The organism is Pedobacter sp. FW305-3-2-15-E-R2A2 (assembly GCF_038446955.1).
Classification (GTDB): Bacteria; Bacteroidota; Bacteroidia; order Sphingobacteriales; family Sphingobacteriaceae; genus Pedobacter.
The window spans coordinates 5,844,796-5,865,063 of record NZ_CP151803.1 but is presented as its reverse complement, the minus strand read 5'-3'; the positions used below and the strand labels follow the sequence as shown (position 1 = coordinate 5,865,063).

General features: G+C 41.4%; 12 protein-coding genes. All 12 read left to right on the top strand.

The genetic code is table 11. The features are described 5' to 3' along the window. The first annotated feature begins 13 nt into the window (after positions 1-13). The 12 genes from AAFF35_RS23685 to AAFF35_RS23630 all read left to right on the top strand — a co-directional run bounded on the left by AAFF35_RS23685 (position 14) and on the right by AAFF35_RS23630 (position 20,268). Positions 14-1,693: a PNGase F N-terminal domain-containing protein gene (locus tag AAFF35_RS23685; protein ID WP_342329040.1), complete on the top strand. Its 1,680-nt coding sequence runs from the start codon at positions 14-16 to the stop codon at positions 1,691-1,693. Positions 1,694-1,754: 61 nt separating this feature from the next. After that, on the top strand, positions 1,755-3,557 hold the full coding sequence (locus AAFF35_RS23680; protein ID WP_342329039.1) for a serine hydrolase: 1,803 nt from the start codon (positions 1,755-1,757) through the stop codon (positions 3,555-3,557). 713 nt (positions 3,558-4,270) lie between these two features. Continuing rightward, positions 4,271-5,266, top strand: coding sequence for a c-type cytochrome (locus AAFF35_RS23675; RefSeq protein ID WP_342329038.1), 996 nt, complete (start codon positions 4,271-4,273; stop codon positions 5,264-5,266). Positions 5,267-5,302: 36 nt separating this feature from the next. Further along, positions 5,303-8,323, top strand: a complete 3,021-nt coding sequence (locus AAFF35_RS23670; protein ID WP_342329037.1) for a TonB-dependent receptor — start codon at positions 5,303-5,305, stop codon at positions 8,321-8,323. Positions 8,324-8,341: 18 nt separating this feature from the next. Beyond that, positions 8,342-9,859, top strand: a complete 1,518-nt coding sequence (locus tag AAFF35_RS23665) for a RagB/SusD family nutrient uptake outer membrane protein (protein ID WP_342329036.1) — start codon at positions 8,342-8,344, stop codon at positions 9,857-9,859. A gap of 59 nt (positions 9,860-9,918) precedes the next feature. Beyond that, positions 9,919-11,322: an aryl-sulfate sulfotransferase gene (locus tag AAFF35_RS23660; protein WP_342329035.1), complete on the top strand. Its 1,404-nt coding sequence runs from the start codon at positions 9,919-9,921 to the stop codon at positions 11,320-11,322. 191 nt (positions 11,323-11,513) lie between these two features. After that, positions 11,514-12,524 carry an NAD(P)/FAD-dependent oxidoreductase gene (locus tag AAFF35_RS23655; protein WP_342329034.1) on the top strand — a complete coding sequence of 337 codons (1,011 nt, stop codon included), beginning with the start codon at positions 11,514-11,516 and terminating at the stop codon, positions 12,522-12,524. A gap of 405 nt (positions 12,525-12,929) precedes the next feature. Continuing rightward, positions 12,930-13,901 (top strand): polyprenyl synthetase family protein, encoded by a 972-nt coding sequence (locus tag AAFF35_RS23650; protein WP_342329033.1) that lies wholly within the window; start codon positions 12,930-12,932, stop codon positions 13,899-13,901. 26 nt (positions 13,902-13,927) lie between these two features. After that, a complete protein-coding gene (gene ispG / locus AAFF35_RS23645) occupies positions 13,928-15,871 on the top strand; it encodes a (E)-4-hydroxy-3-methylbut-2-enyl-diphosphate synthase (RefSeq protein ID WP_342329032.1) in 1,944 nt (647 codons plus the stop codon). Between the two features lie 56 nt (positions 15,872-15,927). Beyond that, complete coding sequence (gene dxs, locus AAFF35_RS23640) at positions 15,928-17,874, top strand: 1-deoxy-D-xylulose-5-phosphate synthase (RefSeq protein ID WP_342329031.1); 1,947 nt, start codon at positions 15,928-15,930, stop codon at positions 17,872-17,874. Continuing rightward, positions 17,861-19,066: a 4-hydroxy-3-methylbut-2-enyl diphosphate reductase gene (locus AAFF35_RS23635; protein WP_342329030.1), complete on the top strand. Its 1,206-nt coding sequence runs from the start codon at positions 17,861-17,863 to the stop codon at positions 19,064-19,066. Before dxs ends, AAFF35_RS23635 begins: the two co-directional genes overlap by 14 nt. Before the next feature lie 14 nt (positions 19,067-19,080). Beyond that, positions 19,081-20,268 (top strand): 1-deoxy-D-xylulose-5-phosphate reductoisomerase, encoded by a 1,188-nt coding sequence (locus AAFF35_RS23630; RefSeq protein ID WP_342329029.1) that lies wholly within the window; start codon positions 19,081-19,083, stop codon positions 20,266-20,268.

The following is a 20,268-nucleotide window of genomic DNA, read 5'->3' as shown; positions in this document are numbered from 1 at the left end:
AACTTTACCCTCCATGAAAATCTTACTAACCGGATGTGTGTTATTCTTTATGAGCACATCACTATTTGCACAAAAGAACACTGATGTTTCCCAGGCTGTAGTTACGTACAAGTTTCGTAGCAACGGAAAAGAGCTCGGGGGAGAACTGAAATTATTTACAAAAGGAGCACAGGCACGTATCGCCAGGCAAGGTGCACAAACTGAACAGCAGTTTTTGCAGTTTAAGGAAGCGGCGACCTATCAGGTATTAAACAGTAATGGTCTTTCTTATAGCCTTAAAAAATCATTTTCGGACTATGTGAAGGCAGAATTGCTTCCAGGTATAGATACCATCGCTGGCATTCCCTGTAAAAAGGCAAAACTTTTTATCCGTTCCAACACCATCGAGATATGGTATAACACAGATTTAAAGATCAAAGGAACACCTACCATCTCTATTGCTCCTGCGATGGGACTCGTGTTAAAAGTAATTCGTAATGGCAATTCTGAAACCATAGCTACTAACGTCGAATACCGGACGGTGACTCCAGAAGAGCTTAAATGGCCCTCAAAATGGGAAAACCTATTGGATGAACCTGCTTACCAACGACAAATCATCGAAAGCAGGTATCAAACCTTACAAATCTTCAATGATGAACAGATTAATTTTGGCCGTAAAATAGAAAACCCTGCAGGGGAACAGGCAAACCTTACTTATCACTTTTCAGGTGGTACCGTTATCCTTAAAAAGGTGAAACTTCCGGAGACCTCAGCAGGGCAGCATTTGTTTGCAGAACTGGTGCAACATTCCAACGGTGATGCTTATGATCGTACCGGATCTGTATTCATGATCCCGGTCGACAAAAAGATTTCTTTTTTACAGGCACTGCAAAATGGTGTACAGGTCCTTCCGGTATATAACGCAAAGAATGGAAAGAAATACCAGGGCGTAACTGCTACGGATCAATATCTTCCGCCTTTGGAACTGATGCGCTTTTTCACTTCTTTCGGTGTAGGGAAGTTTAATGAGCAAGCTAAAATAAAGGGGTATAACTGGGCGGATTCTGTGGTTTACAAACAAGACATTACTGCTTTGTTGCCTAGCCTGCAAGGCGAGGTATGGATCGGCGTGTTTATTGGTAATTATGACAAGGGTGGTCATAAAGCCAGTCTGTATTTTAAATACTATCCCGGAGATGGGGATGAGGATAAAAATGGTAAGAAAAACTGGATGATGCCCGTATTTAATACGACCAATCTGATGGAAATGTCAGGACAGGAATACGGAACTATGTTCGACAAAGATTCCCTTACCGTTTCAGTGGATGTACCGGCAGGACTTAAAAATCTGCGTCTAAGGTATCTGACTACCGGACATGGTGGTTGGGGTAATGGCGATGAGTTTGTTCCCAAGCAAAATGAAATCTTTGTAGATGGAAAAAGAGTGTATCATTTTATTCCTTGGAGAGAAGATTGTGCAACTTACCGTATGTTAAATCCTGCTTCCGGCAATTTTGGCAATGGTTTGTCTTCTTCTGATCTGAGCCGCTCTAACTGGTGTCCCGGAACCATCACACTTCCTGTAGAAATTCCTTTGCCGGATCTTAAGCCAGGTAAGCATACTTTTAAAGTGGCCATTCCATTAGGTAAACCGGAGGGAACAAGTTTCAGCGCCTGGAATGTATCCGGTGTGCTGATCGGAGAAAGGGAATAATTATTTAAATCCTGTAACTATCTTTCAAATCTTACGTCCCATCAAAAATTAAACATTAGATATGAAAAAAACATTTACTTACCTTTTTCTTTCTTTTCTCAGCTTAACGGTAATTGCTCAGCAAAAGAATGTTAAGCCGGATAGCCGGTTGGCAGATCTGGATGCCGTGCTAAATAAGGTGTTGAAAGATCAAAAAGTTGCTGGTTTTGCGGTTGCAGTGATAGAAGGAGATCAGGTGATTTATAGTAAAGGATTTGGTTACCGTGATGTAGAAAATAAAAAAACGGTTACACCCAATACACTTTTTGCTATTGGCTCAAGCTCGAAAGCCTTTACTTCAGCACTGCTTGGCCTGCTGGAAAAAGAAGGGAAACTATCATTGGATGGCAAAGCAACAACTTATCTGCCACAGCTGAGGTTTTTCAATGAGAACATGAACAATCATATCACGGTTCGTGATATGATGTGTCACCGTACCGGACTTTCCCGCTATGATTATTCCTGGTACCTCTTTAATACCCCTAACAGAGATAGCATCATCCAGCGGGTGAAGTATATGGAGCCTAATGCAGGATTAAGAGAGAAATGGCAGTACAACAATTTCATGTTCCTTGCGCAGGGAATGATTGCTGAGAAGTTAACAGGAAAAACCTGGGAACAGAATATAAAAGAAAAGTTTTTTATCCCTCTGGAGATGACCCGTTCCAATACCAGCATCTATGACATGCAGAAGGATGCTGATGCTTCTTTACCATATACGCTGGAAAAGGACAGCATCATAAAAAAGGTGGACTATTATGATATTTCCGGTATGGGACCAGCGGGATCAATCAATAGCAGTGTTAACGAAATGGCCAATTGGTTGAAGGTTTGGACGAGTGGAGGCTACTATCATAAAAAAGAAATCCTTCCTTCATCCTATATCGGACAGGCTGCATCTGCACAAATGGTGATGGAGGGGGCATTACCTGGAGAATTCAAAGATATTTATTCGGCCAGTTATGGCTTTGGATGGATGATCAGTTCTTACCGTGGCCATTACCTGGTAGAGCATGGTGGAAATATTGACGGCTTTTCTGCAAATGCAGCCTTTTTTCCAGCAGATAAGATTGGAATAGTTGTTTTAACCAACCAGAATGGCTCTGCTGTTCCTGCTTTGGTGCGAAACAGCATTGCCGATAGGGTTTTTAAGCTGGCTAATATAGATTGGAACGGCCGACAAAATAAAAAGAAAGAAGAGGCCATGAAAAAGAAGAAAGCCGAAAAGCCGGAAGTTGAAATGGTGCAGGTGTTAAATACCAGGCCTTCGCATTCCACCAAAAGCTATGTAGGCTTCTATGAAAATCCAATAGCAGGAACAATTGATGTGTCTCAAAGTGCGGACTCCCTGTTTGCAGTATTGGGAAAACAACGGATCTTCCTGAAACACTATCATTATGATGTTTTTGAGGCCAGAGATATTGACAAAAAAGGAGAAATCGATACGGCAAGCAGCAATTTCAGAATCAATTTTAGCTTCGGAACGGATGGAAAAATAACAGGTGTGAGTCTTCCTTTGGATGGAAGGTCTGTTGTATTTACTTTTCGCCCAAAAGAGGTCGCCTTAACTAAAGAAATGCTAGAAACGTATAAAGGTGATTACAATCTGGGTAAAACTGTGGTTAAAGTGTACCTCAAAGATAAGACCTTGTGTGTTTCTCTTCCCGGACAACCGGATTATGAAACGACCTCTATAGGAGGGGATTCCTTTAACATTAATGCTTTAACAGGATATAGTCTGAAATTTGAGCGAAATGGAGATCAGATAGAATCGCTGACTTTCAAACAGCCAAATGGGAATTTTAAAGCAGTCCGTAAGAAATAAATCATAAATTACCAGTTAAATAAGGCTTTCCGGATTTCGGGAAGCCTTATTTAATTATCCTGAACCCGATTGTTAATGTGAGCAATTCCGGAAGTATGATTTTTACAAATCCATATCATTGAATTTTAATCTGCATAAAATTTGTTGTCACCTTAAAAAAGCTTTGTATACGTTCATTATTGATTACACTTAATAATTACTATAACTTTCTGGCTTATTTGTTTTCGCCTCTTCCCTAAATCCGGGGTTCTTCAAGGGATGAGTACAACACAACTGAGATCCGTTGGTTTTTAAAACAGAACAAACGTTTGCATTGATGTTAATGTATTGGTAATCTGATTATTATAAGTTGAGAAGTTTTCTTGCAGTTTGCAATTGATTCTTCGTGATTTGTTAAGAGAGCTACTTCAGCTACGCTGATGTTTATGAACTGAAAAAGGACCGAAATGCCTGATTCATCTATCTTTAAACGTGGGGCTTACGCTTGTTTTTTAAATAAAATTAATTTTTTATTAAGGGGAGATAACTGCTTCAATAATCTTCTCTAATGCGAACGTTTGCGCAGTTTTTTTGCAGGCCTTATTGAGTAAGCGGCTGATTCTTAGTGATATCTTTACTTAAATGTTTTAGTTGAACCATGGTCATATACGTGAGATCTGGATTCCAACTGAAACAGACCTGACCTAACCGACCAAGACTAACCGAAGTACTACATGATATTTAATTTTAATAAGGCTGTTATTACGGCCTCTTTATTCATTACAGCATCTTTTGGTATTGTATTTTTTTCCTGTAATACTGATGAAAAGCAATTGTCAGATGTAGAACCACAGGTCATACAGGTAGACACCACTAAAATTCCGGATAATAAATTTGGGAAGGCCGTGAAATATGGCCGCAGTCTCATGCTCAATACGGCCTATTATATCGGCCCAAAGGGAACTAAAGGAAGATTTCTAGGCAACAAAATGAATTGCAGCAATTGTCATCAGGATGCCGGAACAAAATTATACTCTTTTAACCTGATGAAATCACATGAAGATTATCCTCAATATCGCGCAAGAGAAGGAAAGATCCTGACACTTGCGGAGCGGATAAACAACTGTGTGATGCGTCCGCATAATGGAAAACCACTTCCACTCGATGGCGAGGAGATGGTGGCCCTTTTATCTTATTTTAAATGGATCAATTCCTTTGTGCCTAAAGGAGAGCCCTTTCCAGGACAAAAGAATAAAAGCATCGAACTGCCGGCAACAGCTGCGAACCCGGAACAAGGCCAGGTCCTTTACGATATGCATTGTGTAAGGTGCCATGGGAAAGAAGGGGAAGGTCTGCTACAGAAAGACAAAAGTACGTATCAATATCCACCACTGTGGGGACCTGAAGGCTACCAGCCAGGATCGAGTATGCACCGTAATATCAAGCAGGCCCAATGGTTAAAAGCAAATATGCCTCATGATAAAGCAACCGCTGAAAAACCCTTCCTAACCGATAAAGAGGCCTTGAACATCGCTGCTTTTGTGAATTCAGACAAAATCCATAAAAGACCAAACCCTAAAAATTTTGACTACCCTCACGCTGAGGAAAAAGCGATAGATTATGCACACCAACCATTTGTAGATCCCTTTTCTGAAGAACAGCACCGATTGGGCCCATACCAGCCAATCATTGACTATCTGAACAGTAAAGGCTATACACCAACTTATTAATAACGACCAATATTAATACCACCTAAATCTTTAAATATGAAAACTAAAATTCTACTATTTTCACTCCTTATTTCTTTCATTTTATCGATTGAAAGTTATGCCCAGAATGGGTCTAACATAACAGGTAAAGTAGCCGATGCTAAGGGTATGCCTATTCCTGGTGTCAGCATAAAAGTAAAAGGAACACAAACGGGAACGGTAACTGATGATAAAGGGAGTTTCAGCTTTGCTGCGCTGGAGCCATCCAGTATCTTGCAATTTTCCTTTATAGGATATGATAGTCAGGAACTGAAGCTGGCTGGGAAAACCTTGCTCAACATCGTTTTAAATGAAACAGAAACCAGCCTGAATCAGGTCGTGGTGGTGGGTTACGGTACGGTTAAGAAGAGAGACTTGACCGGTTCTGTCAGCTCCATAGGTAAAGAAAGTCTGAATCTTGGCGGGGTAACTTCCAACGTTGCACAGGCGATTCAGGGCCGTGCTTCGGGGGTTCAGGTGAGTCAGGTGAGTGCTGCGCCGGGCGGATCAACGATTATCCGGATCAGGGGCGGCAACTCTATTAAATCGACCAATGAGCCTTTGTATGTTGTGGATGGTTTCATTTCTGATTACGGAAAAGACATTGCACCAAGTGATGTGGAAGACATTCAGATCCTGAAAGACGCTTCGGCGACCGCGATTTATGGTGCCCGCGGAGCAAACGGAGTGGTGATGATTACAACGAAAAGAGGTAAAGCAGGTCAGTCTGTGGTCGAGTTGGAAGGTTATTACGGAACACAACGCATCAAGACAAAACCAAAACTGATGAATGCAACAGATTTCAAAGCAATCGCCAATGCAAAAGCCCTGGAACAGGGAAACCCGCCAGAATATACCGCGGCAGATCTGAGCAGCAATGTTAATACCGACTGGTTTGATCTAGCGACACGTAATGCTGGTGTACAAAATTATAACCTGAACATCAGAGGCGGTAATGAAGATACTAAAATATCTATTTCAGGAAACTTTTTCTCACAGCTGGGGGCATTGAAAAAGACGGATTTCGACCGTCATTCCGGTCGTTTCAATATAGACCATAAGGTCAGTAAAAGCGTTACTGTTGGTGCCAATATTTATGGCGCACGTGCATTTGCTCAATATAAAACCTATGATGGTAATATTGTACCTTCAAATGTGTTATATGGCATCTTATTCAGCTCTCCTGCTATTCCTGCCTACAATGCAGACGGGACTTACGGACGTAGAAATGGTAGAGACAATCCTCTGGCATGGTTACTGGAGCCGACAAACGACCGTTATAACAATAAGCTCAATGGAAATGTCTTTGTAGACCTCAAAATTACAAACGACCTGACCTGGCATCTGAGCGGTGGAACAGAATTTTCTGCGACGAAGGAAGGAACTTATTTGCCAACAACTCTGGTTTCGGGTGGTAAGGTAGGTGGACAGGCTTCGATTAACGAATTCAATACCACCAGGAATCTGATGGAAACCTATCTGACTTATAAAAAGACTTTCGACGGAATCCATTCAATTACTGCATTGGCCGGTTTCTCTTATCAGCATGATAAATATGAAAAACATTTTACCCAGGTGCAGAAATTTACTTCTGATAAATTTTTGTATAACAAACTGGAGGCAGCTGCGGAAAGAATCGGTGCAACGAGTGTTAAAATACCAGATGCTTTTTATTCTTATTTTGGTCGTATTAACTACGCCCTGAAAGACAGGTATCTGGCTACTTTTACCTTACGTCAGGATGTTTCCTCCAAATTCGGACCGAATAAACGTCAGGGATATTTCCCTTCCGGGTCGATCGCCTGGAGGATCAGCGATGAAGATTTTATGAAAGATAATAAGATCTTTTCCAGCCTGAAAGTGAGGACAGGTTATGGTATCACTGGTAATGACAGGATAGATAGTTATGCTTATTTGTCTACTTTTGGTACGACGAAGGTGACGCTGGATGATGCAGGGAGCGCAGCAGGTGGGGTAGTCGCTACCCGTTTGGCCAATCCGGATTTACAATGGGAAGGCAATGCGCAATTTGATGCAGGACTGGATATGGGCTTTTTCAAAGACCGCCTAAATGTGACCCTTGACTTTTATAGAAAAACAACTCAGGATTTGTTGCTGGATTTGCCGATTGAACAGATTCATGGTTTTAGCAGTCAGTTGGTTAATGAAGGCAGGATGCAAAACCAGGGGCTGGAGCTTTCCATCAACAGCAGAAATGTTTCAAGTGATAACTTAACATGGAATAGCACTTTCAATATTGCTTATAACAAACAAAAAGCTTTGGACTTAAATGGCAGATCAAGTATCATTACCCAAACTGCAAATCCGGATGGTTCCGTCCCGGCAGCGGATTTTACTAAACTTGCAGTTGGCAGAGAGTTGAGTGAGCTCTTTGGCTACGAATATCTTGGTGTCATTAAGACTGGTGAAGTATATGCTGCACAGCCAGGATCAAAAGCAGGGGATCCAAAATATGCGGATCTGGATGGAGATGGATTAATCACCGCCGGAGACCGTAAAGTGTTGGGGCATGCCTTCCCTCGTTTTGTTTTGGGACTGAACAACGATTTTACCTATAAAAACTTTGATCTTGGTGTATTCTTTCAAGGGGCATTGGGTTCCAATCTGTTTAATATGAACAGACTGTTGTTAGAAACTTATACTGGTACGGATGCTTTGAATCGCTGGACTCTACAGAATGAGGATACGGACATTCCAAGAAATGGTTATTTTACCTCTAAATATGGAAACTACATCAACTCCCGCTTCGTAGAGAATTCTTCTTATCTGAAGCTTAAAAGCCTGACTTTTGGTTATAGTTTGCCAACAGCAAAAATCGGCTTCCTGAAAGGAGTCAGTAAAGTGAGATTCTATTTTACCGGACAGGATTTATTTACCATTACTAAATATACAGGTTCAGATCCTGAGGTGAACACAAATGAAAATGGGACGGGTGCGGGTAACTTAAGAGCAGGTTTAGACTTCAACGCTTATCCAGCATTCCGCTCTTACACGTTCGGCTTAAAAGTAACCTTCTAACCTATTAAATTGTTAATTATGAAACGTACAATATTTATATTTTCAGCTTGTTTAATAGGATTTGCCTCCTGTAAAAAGATAGCAGAACCAAAAGTTTATAGCTTTTTAACAGATGTCAATGCCTTTGAGTCAAAGGCAGATGCAATCGCCGCCGTAAATGGTGTTTATGCCCGTCTAAAACAACCAAGTGGGGTGAGTGATTCGTACCAGTATTACGCGGGTTTCCAAATGGCAATTACCGATTTCACAACGGACATCGGCCACTCTTTTCAGTCGGGAGACATCTCTTTGCTTTCTGAGGCACAATGGTCGCCAACCAATAAATACACCAATTTTGCTTATCAGCATCAGTATAAAATGATCTCCGATGCGAACATTGCTTTGTTTTATCTTCCAAAGATCAAAACACTTTCCACCGAAGAGCAAAACCAGTATTATTCTGAAATCCGTTTCTTACGGGCATTGGGATATATGGACTTAACGGACGCTTTCGGACCGGTAATTCTGGTTACGGAGAAAGATGTGGAAAAAGCGGATTATGTCACTAAGCTAGCTCCTTCAAGTGTAGAGGACATCAATAAGTTTATCATTGCTGATCTGGAATTTGCTGCGGCGAATTTACCGGTAAATTATAAGAGCAAAACCATTTATCCGACAAATGATGTAGGCCGTGCAACCAAAGGTGCTGCACTCTCTTTACTGGTAAAATTATATATGCGTGAGCACAAATGGCAGGATGCTTTAACGACGATCCAAAAGATAGAAGCTTTAAATCAATATGGCTTATTTCCTTCTTATAAAGGCTTATTTGCAGAAAGCAATAAATGGTGTGAAGAGTCGATCTTTAGTGCATTGGCAGATGCTTTAAATGATGGTACAGAGTTAATGAACCACTTTGGTCCTCTAAACAATACCGAAGTTTCTGATCGTTGGCAATATTATGCTGTAAGTTGGTCCTTCTGGAATTCTTACGCGCGGAACGATGAACGTCGCGAGATGTTTTACTATGATTATATTGGTTCTGATAAATTACATTATATGCAGGCACCTGCCGGACAAACAAAACCACCAACAGGTTTTTATTACCTGCCGGATGTAGCCAGTAAGAAATATGCAGATCCTTCCGGTTCTACAACTTATTATGATGGTCACGGGATTCCAATTCTTCGTTACGCAGACATCGTGATGTGTCATGCAGAAGCTTTAAATGAATTGAATGGACCTACACAGGCAAGTATTGACCTGATCAATAAAGTGAAAGGACGCGCTAAAGCAACCTTACTTGGCCCTCCATCTGGATATACCAAAGAAACATTGCGCAATGCTATTTTGCAGGAACGTGGATGGGAGTTTTTCTTTGAATGTAAACGCAGACAGGATTTAATCCGTACTGGTATGTATCAGCAAGTAGTGAATACTTACCTGACAGGTATTGGTAAACCTGCTAGCGTGAACATTACCAGAGATAAATATTTTTCTTATCCCCAGACTCAGACGGACTTAAATCCAAACTTGAGCAACGCAGGCAGACAGTAATATTGATATATTTGATCGGGACACCAGTACATGGCGTCCCGATTTTTTATTTATAGCATATGAGATGGATTAAAATCAGCTTCCCTTTTTTGTTTATAGGTTTGTTTACCGCCTGTACAGATCCCTGTACCCAGAAAATCGTAGAGGTTAAGCTGAGTAACCCTGGTAGAAATACGTTAAAGGTGAATGCAGATATCCAGCTCTCTGAGCCCTTAAAGGCAAGGATTGAGTATTGGATAAAAGGAAAGGAAAAACAGGTATTTACAACGCCGCTTTCTGAACAGAAAAAGATCCATCACCTGATGATGACGAACCTGGTGCCTAAGGAATCTTATCAATACCGGGTGATCACAGAGGATGGGACTTGTAAAGCGGAAAGCAAAGTGTATGATTTTGCTACGCAGAACTTTCCCGTTTGGATTCATGATCTTTTTAAAGTAACTGCGCCGGATCAAAAGGTGATCCCTGAGCCGTTTAAAAAAGGTTTTATGCTGATTTACCAGAGAGAATTACCTGGGGTTGTTTTCCTTATCAATGCTAAAGGAGAGATCAAATGGTATCATCAGGTGGTAGGAACCGGATTTAAAACGAGCCACTTTACTCAAAATAAAACCATTCTTTCAATTTTAGGGAACGAAGAATATCCTACCAGTTATGGAAATGAAATACTTGAAATTTCCTTAAACGGGGATACCTTACTGCACCTGAAAAAGGGGCAGAAAGATTTTAAACAAACCATTCACCACGAAGTTTTATTGAATAAAAAAGATCAGGTAGTTACGCTTTGTGTAGAGCAGAAAGTTTTCAACCTGAGCCGATATGGTGGAGGAAGACAGGATACGGTGAAAAGCGATGGCATTATGGTACTGGACAGGTATGGGAAAAAGGTCTGGAGTTGGTCGGTTTTTGATGAACTGGACCCGCTGAAAGATAAAAATGTAGTTAGGGACAGGAAAGATTGGATGCATGCCAATAGCCTGAATTATGATAAAGATGGAAACTACCTGATTTCTTTTTATAACAATGGGCAGGTCTGGAAGATCGATGCGAGATCTGGAAAAGTAATCTGGAAGTTTGGAAAGAACGGAGATTTCAAAATGCCTGAGGGAACAGCCTTTGATCAGGGGCATGCGGTGCATATAAACAGTGATGGCAATCTGATGTTGTTTGATAATGGAACGAGTAAGAAACTGTCCCGAACGCTGATCTTTAAACTCGATGAACAGAACAGAAAAGCAAAGCTGATCACAGAAACAAAACTGCCGGTAGAGATTTATAATGAGCGGATGGGAAGTGCTTACCTGATTGGTCAGAAAGCCATTTTGCAGACGACTTCTAAGCGGCATATCGTGGTGTTGACAAATTTTGCAGGTACTTTCTTATGGATGTTAAATACGAGTATTATGCCTTATCGGGTGGAGTTTCTTCCTGAAGAAAACCTGGCTCCTTTTTTGGAGAATTAAGCAAAATTGAATCAAATTGAGGATATAAAATCAATCCGTTTGAATCTGGTGTTTCGGGCTTTTTGGGTCGAATTATTCTACTTGTCCGTTGTGGTTTATTTGCATTTTCCGGTTAAACAAGATGAATGGAATGAATTGATTGTTCTGGAAATCAATGCGTTAATTTTGTTAATCTTAAAAATTAACGCCCTATGATTTCCACTGATTTAGCCATTATCGGGGCAGGCCCTGTTGGACTGTTTGCGGTTTTTGAAGCAGGTTTGCTCAAAATGCGCTGCCATTTAATTGATTATCTGCCAAAGGCTGGCGGGCAGTTGTCTGAATTGTACCCTAAGAAACCAATCTATGATATTCCGGGTTATCCAAATATTCTTGCTCAGGATCTGGTGGAGAACCTTTTAGAACAGGTAAAACCCTTCCATCCAACCTTTACTATGGGGGAGCGGGTTGAAATTCTGGAAAAACGGGGAGAGCGTGACTTTATCCTAACGACGAACATGGAGACAGTGATCTCAGCTAAGGTTATTGTCATCGCCGGAGGCTTAGGTTGTTTTGAGCCGCGTAAACCTGTATTATCCGGGATTGAACGATTTGAGAACGGGGCTGGTGTAAACTATATGATCCTCAATCCTCAACAGTATAACGGGCAAAAAATGATCATTGCCGGAGGAGGGGATTCAGCCTTAGACTGGACTATTTTTCTGTCTGATATCGTTGAAGAACTAACATTGGTTCATAGGAGCGAAAGCTTTCGCGGAGCTCCTGATTCGGTTAGTAAAGTAATGGAGCTTGCAGAAAGTGGGAAGATAAAACTTGCACTGAACAGTAACCTGCATTCCATCTCCGGATTCGATAAGCTCGAAAATGTGGAACTCATCCACAATGAGAGCAATGAGGTGATCAGTGTAGCTACAGACCATTTGATTCCTCTTTATGGTGTAAGCCCGAAATTAGGTCCGATTGAAGCCTGGAATCTAAATATCAATAAAAGTGCAATTGAGGTCAATACAGAAGATTATTCGACAAATATCCCAGGCATTTATGCAATTGGTGATATTAATACCTATAAGAATAAACTCAAACTGATTCTTTGTGGTTTCCATGAAGCAGCATTGATGAGTCATAGTGCTTATCAATACCTCAACCCCGGCTTAAAATATACGATGAAGTATACGACAGTCAATGGCGTTTCAGAATTCTAGCGGAAAATCTGATTTTTTTTACTTTATTCATTTTCTGTTTGATAAAATATTCATTTTGCAGAATTTGTTCTTTTTTGCTTTTTTTTATTATAAAATGTCTTTAACTGTCTTTTAAGCTGTTTTTTTCTCTGTTCATTAATTCTGAATATAATGAATGAGGTTTTTGAAAATTTTTAACCAAAGAGTAATGATTGATGGTATTTTCGGGTAATGCGTCTTTTTAATTGTTTAACTCATCTATCGGAAAATAGAGTGATAAGGAATAAAATGAATGAGTAGTGTTTGATATGTGGGTATATACATTTGTATGGCAACACCTACTGGTGGTAAACTAATTTAAAACCCTGTTTATGTAGTTCTTGTTGTTGGTAATTCGAATCCCTTTGTTTACTTAATCATAAACATATGCTCTCTTTTTCAGAAATATTTGAGTCTTATCAAGCTCAAACTGATTCCATCACTTTTCCTGCTCAGCCAGAAAATTTATACGAATCAATTGCGTACTTCATGTGTGCTTCAGGCAAGAAAATACGACCCGTTTTGTGCCTTATGAGTAATGAGCTTTTTAATGAAATTCATACGGACGCTTATCTTGTAGCCAACGCGGTCGAATTGTTTCATAACTTTTCGCTCATCCATGACGACATTATGGATCATTCCATTTTACGTAGGGGCCGTCCTACTTTGCACCTGAAATATGGAGAAAATACCGCCATCTTAGCGGGTGATATGTTATTGATTCATGCTTACATGCAGCTGAATAGAATAAATAGCGCTTATCGTGAACAGATTACTCATTTATTTTCGGAAATGGCCTGTCGGATCTGCGAAGGACAACAGATGGATATTGATTTTGAAGATCGGGAAATTGAAACGTTAAAATATGAAGATTATCTCAGGATGATCACCTTCAAGACATCGGTTTTGCTGGGAACTGCCGCACAGATCGGCGCCATTATTGGTTCGGCAAATACACAGCAGCAAAATGATATTTATGATTTCGGTGAAAATATCGGAATTGCTTTTCAGATCCAGGATGATTTTCTGGATGCCTTTGGCGATGTTTCCATCACTGGGAAACAAGTGGGGAGCGATATCCTGGAGAATAAAAAAACAGCAGTCCTGCTAAAGGCATTTGAGCTGGCGGATCCATTTCAGAAAAAGGAATTGAAAGCAGCAATGCAGTTAAGGGGGGAAGATCGGATTCATACTGTGATTGACCTGTATAAAAAGCTGAAAGTAAATGAATGGGCCAGTACTGCCATTTTACATTACACCGAAATTGCTTTCAAAAGCCTTGACCTGATCGATATACCGGTATACAAGAAAGAAAAGCTATCAGAATTAGCTAATTCTTTATTAGTCCGTCAATCTTAAAACTGAATTTTTTATCTGGAATTGATATGAAACCTGAAGTTTTAAGTTTAAACGCCAGGTCATCGGGCAGGCTGACCACCGTTGATGTAAAGGCTGGGCATTTGCTGTTGGGCAGTTCTTTTCCCATTAGGCTCCAAACCATGACCACCACGGATACGATGGACACCAGGGCTACCGTTGATCAGGTGATGAAATGTGTGGATGCAGGGGCCGACTTGGTCCGGATTACAGCGCCAGGTCTTCGTGATGCAGAAAATCTGTTAAATATTCAGCAAAACCTGCGTAAAAGCGGATGCTTTGTTCCTCTTGTTGCAGATATTCATTTTACACCTAACGCAGCGGAAGCCGCAGCCAGGATTGTGGAGAAAGTAAGGATCAATCCTGGTAATTATGCAGATAAGAAGAGATTTGAAACCATTGATTACAATGATGATGCTTATCAATATGAGCTGGACAGAATCCGGAACAGATTGGTTCCATTGATCAAAATCTGCAAAGAATATGGTACTGCAATCCGTATCGGTACGAATCATGGTTCTTTAAGTGACCGGATTATGAGCCGATATGGCGATTCTCCAATTGGAATGGTAGAGAGTGCAATGGAATTTCTCCGCATCGCTGAGGACCTCAATTTTTACAACATCGTATTGAGCATGAAATCCAGTAATCCACTGGTCATGATTGGTGCTTATCGTTTACTTGTTCAGAATATGCAGCAAGAACTCAAACATTGTTACCCATTGCATCTGGGTGTTACTGAAGCGGGAGATATGGAGCAGGGGAGGATTAAATCCGCAATTGGAATCGGAACTTTATTGGAAAGCGGGATCGGGGATACCATTAGGGTGTCACTTACGGAAGCTCCGGAATTTGAATTACCGGTTTGCCGCAGCATTGTGCGACGATATAGTGGGGGATCAGGTTTAAGCGATCATCCTCAGGAAAAACAACTGAACTCCTTTCGTCAGGATCGGGTTCAAACTTCTAAAATTTTAAACATTGGAGCAGATAGTCCGCCAATTGTAGTGGCTGATTTTTCCGGAATGGAGGAGGTTAGCAACACTGATTTTACAGCGATTGGATATGCCTACAATGCGCTTACCGATAAGTGGAATATTGGACATGCCGCTGCGGATTATATCTTTCTTGACCGCCCGTTGTCTTTTTCTCCACCGGGAATGATGGGTATGATTTTACCTTTCCAGGTATGGAGGACGCTCCCGGATAAAGAGACCTATTTTCCTCTTTTTGAATTGGAAGAGTATAAATCCAGCCGGTATACTTCCGGGAAGGCGAATATGATTCTGCTTAATTATTCTGAAGTCGGTTCTTTTGTTACTGAATTTGCGGATCAGGATTTGTCCAAAGTAATCTTAGTGATTGATACCGCCGGCGTGCTCCCGGCAAAGGATTGTTTAGCACGGCTTCATCTCCTGGAAATCAGTAAACTTCAAATTCCCTGTATTTTAAGGGCTCATCCGGACGATAATAGTATGGACGACTTAATTGTTAACTATGCTGCTTATGCCGGTGAACTGATTTTAAATGGATGGAAAGATGGAATCTGGTTAGTCCCGGTACCGGTCACTGCTGAATTCGAAGACTTGCCAATGGTTTTAAACAATATTGCCTTTGGTATCCTCCAGGTTACCCGTACAAGGATTTCGGGGACAGAGTATATTTCCTGTCCATCCTGTGGACGTACATTATTCGATCTGCAAACTACAACGGAGAAAGTAAGGATAGCGACCAGTCACCTTAAAGGGCTAAAAATAGCGATCATGGGTTGTATTGTAAATGGTCCTGGAGAAATGGCCGATGCAGATTTTGGATATGTAGGAAGTGGTCCTGGAAGGATTTCTCTCTATCGTGGAAAGGACATGGTCAGGAGAAATGTAGACACTGAACTGGCTGTCGGTATATTGATAGACCTCATTAAAGAGTACGGAGCATGGGAAGAACCCCCATAACAGAGATACCCCCCACATACAACTGTCGTTTCATCCCTGATTAATCTCATTTTACCATGAAAAACATTGAATTTCCTCTACTGGATCAGATCAATTTTCCTGCCGATTTGCGAAAAATAAATCGATCTGAACTCCCTCAATTATGCGCCGAATTAAGATCATTTATCATTGATACAGTCAGCCTGAACGGGGGACATTTTGGGGCAAGCCTGGGCGTTGTTGAATTGACTGCGGCCTTGCATTATGTAATGAATACCCCTTATGATCAGCTCGTTTGGGATGTAGGTCATCAGGCCTATGGTCACAAAATTCTAACCGGGAGGAAAAATCAGTTCCATACGAACCGAAAGTATAAAGGGCTCAGTGGCTTCCCCAGGAGAAATGAAAGTGATTATGATACCTTCGGAACAGGCCATTCTTCTACTTCTATTTCGGCCGCATTGGGAATGGCTTTGGCTGCAAAACACAAAGGACAACATGACAAGCAACACATCGCTGTGATTGGAGACGGGGCAATCACAGCAGGGCTGGCCTTTGAAGCTCTCAACCATGCGGGGGTTTCCAATACGAATCTGATTGTGATCCTCAACGACAATTGTATGTCTATCGATCAGAATGTAGGGGCCTTAAAAGAATATCTGACCCATTTGACCCTTTCAAAAACATACAATAAAATCCGGCGAAAATTGGGAAAGACCCTGGATAAAATCCCTGTAGTTGGAGAACTTTCCAAAGATATTTTGAACCATGCAAAGGCAGGGCTGAAAAGTGCGATGGCTGAACATGCCAACTTTTTTGAAGCGCTGAATATGCGGTATTTTGGGACGGTTGACGGGCATGATGTATTGAAGCTGGCAGAAATCCTGGAAGACCTGAAAGCTATTCCAGGTCCAAAACTTCTTCATGTTGTGACCACAAAAGGGAAAGGATTTTTGCCTGCTGAAGAAGAGAAAACACTCTGGCATTTTCCTGGTCTTTTTGATAAGGTAACGGGAGAAATACATAAAAAGGTAAGTACAGAACCTCAGCCACCTAAATACCAGGATGTTTTTGGCCATACCATTATTGAGCTGGCTGAACTGAATGAAAAAATAGTAGGAATAACCCCTGCAATGTTGTCTGGTTCTTCCCTCAAGTTTATGATGGAAAAAATGCCCGGCCGGACATTTGATGTGGGGATTTGTGAACAACATGCGGTAACGCTATCTGCGGGGTTTGCTTCGCAGGGCCTGAAAGCATTTTGCAACATTTATTCTTCCTTCATGCAAAGAGGGTATGACCAGATGATCCATGATGTCGTTCTGCAGCGGTTACCGGTTATCTTTTGTCTGGACCGGGGCGGATTGGTGGGCGAAGATGGGGCTACACATCATGGAATTTATGACATCGCTTATTCCCGCTGCTTGCCGGATGTGATCATCAGCTCCCCAATGGACGAGGCCGAGCTAAGAAACCTGATGTATACAGCTCAGCTGGACAAAATGGACCGGCCGTTTATCATTCGCTATCCGAGAGGACAGGGAATGATGCCAGATTGGAAAAGACCCTTTGAAGAAATTGAAATCGGAACCGGTAGAGTGATTCGGGAAGGAAGGGATATCGCCATTTTATCATTCGGACACCCTGGAAATTTTGCGAATGAAGCTTGCGATCAGCTGGAAAAAGAAGGAATCAGTGCCGGGCTCTTTGATATGAGGTTTGTAAAACCCTTAGACGAAAAGCTTTTACACCGTATTTTTCAGAATTATCATCAGCTGATTACGGTGGAAGATGCTTGCCAGGTTGGGGGATTAGGAACTGCAGTAGTAGAGTTTATGGCAGCGCATAAATATCATGCAGAAGTTCATATTCTGGGTGTACCCGACCGCATCATTGAACATGGAAAAGTAGATGAGCTGTATAAGGAATGCGAATACGACAGGGAGGGAATAGTTGCTGCAGCGAGAGCATGTCTTAGAGAAAAGGTATTGACCATAAAACTCATGCGACATGAAAGCTTTTAATATTCCGGAGATCTATAAAAGTGAATTCATTACCTCCATAAAAAAAGACCGGCAGGAGAATGACCGTATGAAAAGGAATCTTATGCCCTCTGTACTTGATTTTGGAAAAGTAAAGATCCACCTTGCCCGTCATTTTGGTTTTTGCTATGGAGTAGAGAATGCCATAGAAATTGCTTATGCGGCGATAAATGAAAATCCTGGCAAAAGAATCTTTTTACTAAGCGAAATTATACACAATTCACATGTCAACTTAGCCCTGGAGGAGAATGGAGTCCGGTTTATCATGGACACTTCCGGTAATCAGCTCATTCCATGGGAAGAAATAAAAGCAGACGATGTAATCATTATTCCTGCATTTGGAACTACACTTGAGATGGAGCGCATTTTAAACGATAAGGGGATAAAGCAAATCTATTATAAAAGTAAATGCCCTTTTGTAGAAAAAGTATGGACCAGGGTTTCTCAGATTGCCGATAATGATTATACGGTTATTGTGCATGGTCAGCCTGATCATGAGGAAACCAGGGCTACTTTCTCGCATAGTAAAAGTGTTGCCCCTTCGCTGATCATTAAGGATATGACGGAAGCTTTATTGCTCGCCGATTTTATGATGAACAGAAGGCCGGCAACTGATTTTTCTGAAGTATTCAGGGACCGGTATTCTGAAGGCTTTGATGCAAATCAGGATCTGAACCGGATAGGGGTCGTGAATCAAACGACCTTACTGGCGAGTGACACCCAGGAGATTGCTGATTTTTTATTGCAAACTGTGAAGGAAAAACATGGTTTAAAGGAGTCAAATACTTCGGAGCATTTTGCGAATATGAAGGATACACTTTGCTATGCCACCAATGATAATCAGAGTGCAGTCATCAACATGTTGTTGCTGGATGCAGATCTGGCCATCGTGGTGGGTGGTTACAACAGTTCCAATTCCTCTCATCTGGTAGAGTTATGTGAAGAAAGATTACCTACTTATTTCATCTCTTCCTGCGATAGTATGGTGTCTGATGAGGAGATCAGCCATTGGGATATTCATGCCAGGAAACTGAAAACAACTTTTTCTTATTTACCAGATAAAGAGCTTGTTGTGGTTCATTTGACCAGTGGTGCATCTTGTCCTGATATCCTTATTGAAAATGTAATCAGGAAGCTGCTCTCTTATTACGATTTGTCTATTGATCTATACTAAATCATCATCCCTATATGAATCATCACGCTGAATTAATAAGAGTTGCCGTTTTTGGATCTACTGGATCCATTGGCATCCAGACTTTAGAGGTCATCAGGCAATATCCCGAACGGTTTAAAATAACTGTTCTTACTGCTTATGAAAATGCGGACCTGCTGATCCGGCAGGCGAAAGAATTTGAACCTGATCTGATCGTGATCGGACGAGAGGAAAAATACCACGAGGTGAAAGATGCCTTGATCAACATGGAAACCATTGTTGCGGCGGGGATCGCTGCATTAGAACACGCGGCTGAAATGGGGGTTTACGACATTATGATTGCTGCGATTGTAGGTTATGCAGGCCTGAGACCAACCATGAAAGCCATTGAGAAAGGAAAGAAAATTGCCCTTGCCAATAAAGAAACCCTGGTGGTTGCAGGGGAACTGATTACAAGAATGGCGAAAATCAGCGGTGCAGAAATATTACCGGTGGATTCTGAACATTCGGCGATTTTCCAATGCCTGGAAGGTGAAAATTTAAACAGAATAGAAAAATTGATCCTCACTGCTTCCGGCGGGCCTTTCAGGGGGAAAAAGAAATACGATCTGGAACGGATTGGTCCTGCTGATGCTTTAAAGCATCCAAATTGGGATATGGGCGTAAAAGTGACCATCGATTCTGCTTCGCTGATGAACAAGGGATTGGAAATGATCGAAGCAAAATGGTTGTTTGGTGTGAAGCCGGACCAGATTGAAGCAGTGGTACACCCTCAGAGTATTATACATAGTATGGTACAGTTCGAAGACGGATGTATTAAAGCCCAAATGGGTATTCCGGATATGAGATTACCGATTCAATATGCGTTGTCTTACCCGGAACGGCTTGCCGGAAAATTACCACGGTTTGATTTTGATTGTTCCAGTCAGCTGAGCTTCGAAAGTATAGATACCGACACTTTTCCCAATTTTTTACTTGCAAAAGATGCACTCTACAAAGGGGGGAATATCCCTTGTATACTGAATGCAGCGAATGAGGTGGCAGTGGCTGCATTCCTTTTGCAGAATATTGGATTTCTTCAGATGAGTGATGTGATCGGGTACACCATGTCAGTAATGCCTTTTATGGAGAATATGAATCTTGATGACTATATAGAATGTGATCAGGAGGCCCGTCAGATAGCTGCTGGCCTCGTTAAAAAAAGAATTACTATCAGTACGTAA